The 4,987-nt window shown below is 69.0% G+C and carries 4 protein-coding genes; all 4 read left to right on the top strand.

The window, feature by feature from the left end:
• Positions 1–408 precede the first annotated feature (408 nt).
• A complete protein-coding gene (locus J9611_RS01745; RefSeq protein WP_246527242.1) occupies positions 409–1,818 on the top strand; it encodes an ammonium transporter in 1,410 nt (469 codons plus the stop codon).
• On the top strand, positions 1,815–2,156 hold the full coding sequence (locus tag J9611_RS01740) for a P-II family nitrogen regulator (RefSeq protein ID WP_211877155.1): 342 nt from the start codon (positions 1,815–1,817) through the stop codon (positions 2,154–2,156). The genes J9611_RS01745 and J9611_RS01740 overlap by 4 nt, the downstream gene beginning before the upstream one ends.
• 94 nt (positions 2,157–2,250) lie before the next feature.
• Positions 2,251–3,321, top strand: a complete 1,071-nt coding sequence (speB, locus tag J9611_RS01735; protein ID WP_211877153.1) for an agmatinase — start codon at positions 2,251–2,253, stop codon at positions 3,319–3,321.
• Positions 3,318–4,987, top strand: a 1,670-nt coding sequence (locus tag J9611_RS01730) for a thiamine pyrophosphate-binding protein (RefSeq protein WP_211877146.1), incomplete at its 3' end; no start/stop codon positions are given. The genes speB and J9611_RS01730, both read left to right, overlap by 4 nt.

The following is a 4,987-nucleotide window of genomic DNA, read 5'->3' as shown; positions in this document are numbered from 1 at the left end:
CAGCGCCTCCAGGGCCTCGCGGTCCCCGTTGCGCAGTTCCAGTGCCTTTGCCAGATAAACCATGGGTCAAGTCTGACAAAAATTCATACCCAAAGGAATCAACGACACGCTACACTAGCCGTGCCCAGGCGGCCGCCATACCCGGACGGCGGTCCGGGCGCCGACCCGTGGTGAGATGTGCGTCACGCGCCGTTAACCTCACCGAAACGGCGATTTAATCCCCGGGGCGCCCCTGTAACGCCGGCGTAAAAGGGGAAGTGCCTCGCTGAAACATGCCCCCGGTAGCGTCATCTGCGGGGGGACGTGCAACAGTCCCGCAGTTGACATGGTCTCGCCGGTCCGGCGCCCTTGGAGCGCCGGCATTCGAGGAAGGCTCCCGCAATGAACCTGGCTGTGCTTGCAGTAGGAATGGACGTAGATCCCCAGACGCTCGATCCTGGCGCGACAGCGTGGATGCTCGCAGCGTCCGCCCTGGTCCTCCTGATGACCCCCGGTCTCGCGTTCTTCTACGGTGGACTGGTGCGGATGAAATCGGTCCTGAACATCATGATGATGAGCTTCGGCGCCATGGGGGTCGTCGCCGTCGTCTGGGCCCTGTGGGGCTACGGCATGGCGTTCGGGCCCGATTCGCTCAATGGATTCGTCGGTGACCCCTTCGCCAACTTCGGCCTGAGCGGACTGACCGGCAGCATCGGCGGCAAGGCGGCCGGACTGCCGGACATGGTGTTCATCGGTTTCCAGGCCACCTTCGCCATCATCACCGTCGCGCTGATCAGCGGCGCCGTCGCCGAACGCGTCCGGTTCGGACCCTGGCTGCTCTTTGCCGCCCTGTGGGTGACGCTCGTCTATGCTCCCATCGCCCACTGGGTCTGGGGCGGCGGGATCTTCGGCGCCGACGGGATCATCGGCAGCAGGATTTCGGCCCTCGACTTCGCCGGCGGAACGGTCGTGCACATGAACGCCGGCATGGCGGGCCTGATGCTCGCCGTCGTCCTGGGCAAGCGGCTCGGCTTCATGAAGGACCCGAACATCCGCCCGCACAACCTGCCCTTCGTCATGCTCGGGGCCGGCCTGCTGTGGTTCGGCTGGTTCGGGTTCAACGCAGGGTCCGAGCTCGCCGCCGACGCCACCGCCGGCCTGGCCTGGACCAACACGCTGCTGGCCACCAGTGCGGCGCTGCTCGGCTGGCTGCTCGTGGAACGGCTGCGGGACGGGCATGCCACCTCCCTGGGTGCGGCCTCGGGCGCGGTGGCCGGCCTCGTGGCCGTCACCCCGGCCTGCGGCTTCGTCGACCCCATCGGGGCCATCCTGATCGGCGCGGTGGCGGGGGCGGTCTGCGCGCTCGCCGTGGCGCTGAAGTTCAAGATCGGACTCGATGACTCGCTCGACGTCGTGGCCGTGCACTTCGTCGGCGGGCTGTGGGGGACGCTGTCCCTTGGGTTCTTCGCGCTCCCGTCCGCGAAGACGGAGGGGGGACTGTTCCACGGGGGCGGCCTGGCCCAGTTCTGGCCGCAGCTGCTGACGGCGCTCATCGTCACCGTCTGGAGCGCCGTCATGACCACGCTGATCGGCTTCGCGATCCATAAGGCCATGGGCATGAGGGTGTCCGAGGCCGATGAGCGCTCCGGCATCGACGTGACGGAACACGCCGAAACCGCGTACGAACTCCTGATGGTCGGCGGCAGTTTCCATCCGGGAGATCCGCACGCCAAAGCGGCCGCCGCCGTCGCCCCCGCCGGCCTGCTTGAGGGCCAGCCTGAGGGCCAGCCGGAGGGCCAGCCGGAGAGCCCGCCGGCCCGAGGCAAGGTGTCGAGATGAAACTCGTGACCGCCATCGTCCGGCCGGAGCGGGTCGACGCCGTGAGCGCGGCCCTGGAGGAGCTGGGCGTCAATGGCCTGACCGTCAGCCAGGCCAGCGGCTACGGCCGGCAGCGCGGCCATGTGGAGGTGTACCGGGGCTCCGAGTACACCTCCGATCTCCTCGCCAAGGCCAGGGTGGAGGTGCTGGTCAACGAGGACGACGTCGACGGCGTCGTGGACGCCATCCTGGCCGGGGCGCGCACGGGCAACTTCGGCGACGGCAAGATCTGGACCGTCGACGTAAGCGACGCCGTCCGCGTCCGGACGGGGGAACGGGGCGCCTCCGCTATCGCGTAAGGAACTCTGGTAAACAACTGATGCGCATTACGAAACTTTGAGGGTATGATGGCTGTCACACCTGTCGGTCAATCCTCGAAGGAGAGGCTTTCTTTTGGAAGAGCTGCGCATCGAGGCCAATGGCAACCTTGGCCCCATCGATTCATCCCGTATTCCGCGCTACGCGGGAGCCGCCACCTATGCCCGCCTGCCGCGGCTGGACCAGGTCGCCAAGGCCGACGTCACCGTCGTGGGCGTGCCGTTCGACTCCGGCGTCTCCTACCGGCCCGGCGCGCGCTTCGGCGCCAACCACGTCCGCGAAGCCAGCCGGCTGCTCCGCCCGTACAACCCGGCCTGGGACGTCAGCCCCTTCGAAAACATCCAGGTGGCCGACGCCGGCGACATGGCGGTCAACCCCTTCAACATCCATGAAGCCATCGAGACCATCCAGCAGAACGCCCTGGACCTGACCGCGTCCGGCAGCAGGCTGCTGACCCTCGGCGGGGACCACACCATCGCCCTGCCCCTGCTGCGCGCCGCCGCCGAGCGCGCCGGCGAGCCCGTGGCCATGCTCCACTTCGACGCGCACCTGGACACCTGGGACACCTACTTCGGCGCCGAATACACCCACGGCACGCCCTTCCGCCGCGCCGTCGAGGAAGGCATCCTGGACACCGAGGCGATCAGCCACATCGGCACCCGCGGTCCGCTGTACGGCAAGAAGGACCTCGACGACGACCACCGCTTCGGCTTCGGCATCGTCACCTCCGCGGACGTCTACTACCAGGGCGTGCTCGAGACGGTGGCCAAGGTCCGCGACCGGATCGGCAACCGCCCGCTCTACATCTCGGTGGACATCGACGTCCTGGATCCGGCCCACGCGCCCGGCACCGGCACGCCCGAGGCCGGCGGCATTACGAGCCGCGAGCTGCTGGAAATCATCCGCGGCTTCCGCGGCATGAACCTCGTGGGCGCCGACGTCGTCGAGGTCGCCCCCGCGTACGACCACGCCGACATCACCGGGGTGGCCGCGAGCCACGTCGCCTACGAACTGGTCACCCTGATGGCCGACCGCGCCGTCGAAGGGGACCGGTCCGTCGCGCCCAACGGCTACGCCGCCCAGGCCCTCGGCCAGGAATCCCGCCGCCCGGCCGGATTCGCCGCGCCGTCGGCGGTGAACCGGTGAGCGGGGTGCGCAACGGCGGGGACCTCGTCGTCGAGACCCTCGAGGCGCTGGGTGCCAGGACCGTGTTCGGCATCCCGGGCCAGCATGCCCTCGGGCTCTTCGACGCGATGGGCCGCGGAAACCTGCACTTCGTCTCCTCCCGGATGGAGAACAATTCCGCCTTCGCCGCGGACGGCTATGCCCGTGCCACCGGCGAGGTCGGGGTTCTGTTCCTCTCCACCGGCCCCGGCGCGCTGACCTCCCTGGCCGGGCTCCAGGAGGCCTACGCCACGGGTGTGCCCATGGTGGTGATCGCCAGCCAGATCCCGCTCGAAGGCCTCGGCGCCCGCCGGAAGGGCATGCTGCACCAGCTCGACGACCAGAAGGCCTCGGCCGCGAACGTCACCAAGAGCCAGCGGCTGATCCAGCACGCCTCCGGAATCCCCTCCGCCATCCAGGACGCCTGGACCGAGGCCATCTCCTCGCCCCAGGGCCCCGTCTGGCTGGAGATCCCGCAGAACGTGCTGCTGGACCCCATCATGGTGCCCCCGGTGGAGGACGCCCTCGCCGAGGCGGCCGACAATCCGCCCCGGGTGGAACTGGTCCGGGAGGCGGTGAAATGGCTCTCGACGGCGGAACGTCCCGCCGTCATCGCCGGCGGCGGCACCCGCCGCGGCCGGGCCGAGAAATCGCTGCTCTCGATCGCGGAAAAGCTGCGGGCCCCCGTCATCTGCACCCCGGGCGGCAACGGCGCGTTCCCCTGGAACCACGAGCTCTCGCTCCAGTCCTGGATCGAGGACCGGCACATGACGGAGCTGCTCGAGGACGCCGATGTCCTGATTGTGATCGGCTCCTCGCTCGGCGAGGTCACCTCCAACTACTTCACCTTCGAACCCCGCGGCCGGATCATCCAGATCGACGCCGAACCACGCGTGCTCGAGTCCAACCGGCCGGGCCTGGGCATCCGCGCCGACGCCGGCCAGGCGCTGACCGCGCTCGATGCCGCCCTGACCTCGGTGGTTGAGCCTGTCGAAACCCGCGCGGACTGGCACGGCACCTCCCCGGAAGCGCTCGTCAAGGAAACCCTGGCCAAGGTCACGGCCCGGCTCGAATCCCAGGACCTTGGCAAGGAACTGAAGTTCATGGCGGACATTCGCGGCGCCGTTCCCGCGGACATGCAGACCTTCTGGGACATGACGATTTCCGCCTACTGGGCCTGGAGCTGCTGGGACGCCCGCGAGGGCCAGTTCCACTCCGCCCAGGGCGCCGGCGGGCTGGGCTTCGGCTTCCCCGCGGCCATCGGCGGCGCCGTCGGGCTGCAAACTACGGCAGGCTCTTCTGGTGGGACCGCCCGGGTGCTGGCCGTCTCCGGCGACGGCTCGGCGATGTACTCCATCGCCGAGCTCGCCACGGCCAAGCAGCACAACGTTCCGGTGACCTGGCTGATCGTGGACGACGGCGGCTACGGCATCCTGCGCGAGTACATGGTGGGCGCCTTCGGCAAGGCCACGGCCACCGAACTCGCCCGGCCCGACTTCGTCAAGCTGGCCGAAGCGTTCGGAATCCCCGCCACCCGGGTGGCCCCGGAGGACGTCGGGGACGCGCTGAAGGCGGGCTTCGCCGCCGAGGGCCCGAACGTCGTCGTGGTTGAAACCCTGCTCAGGATGTTCGGCCCGACACACCTGGA

Origin of the sequence: Pseudarthrobacter albicanus (assembly GCF_018224015.1) — a bacterium.
GTDB lineage: Bacteria > Actinomycetota > Actinomycetes > Actinomycetales > Micrococcaceae > Arthrobacter > Arthrobacter albicanus.
Note: the sequence above shows the minus strand (reverse complement) of the source record. Positions and strands in the feature narration are given on the sequence as shown.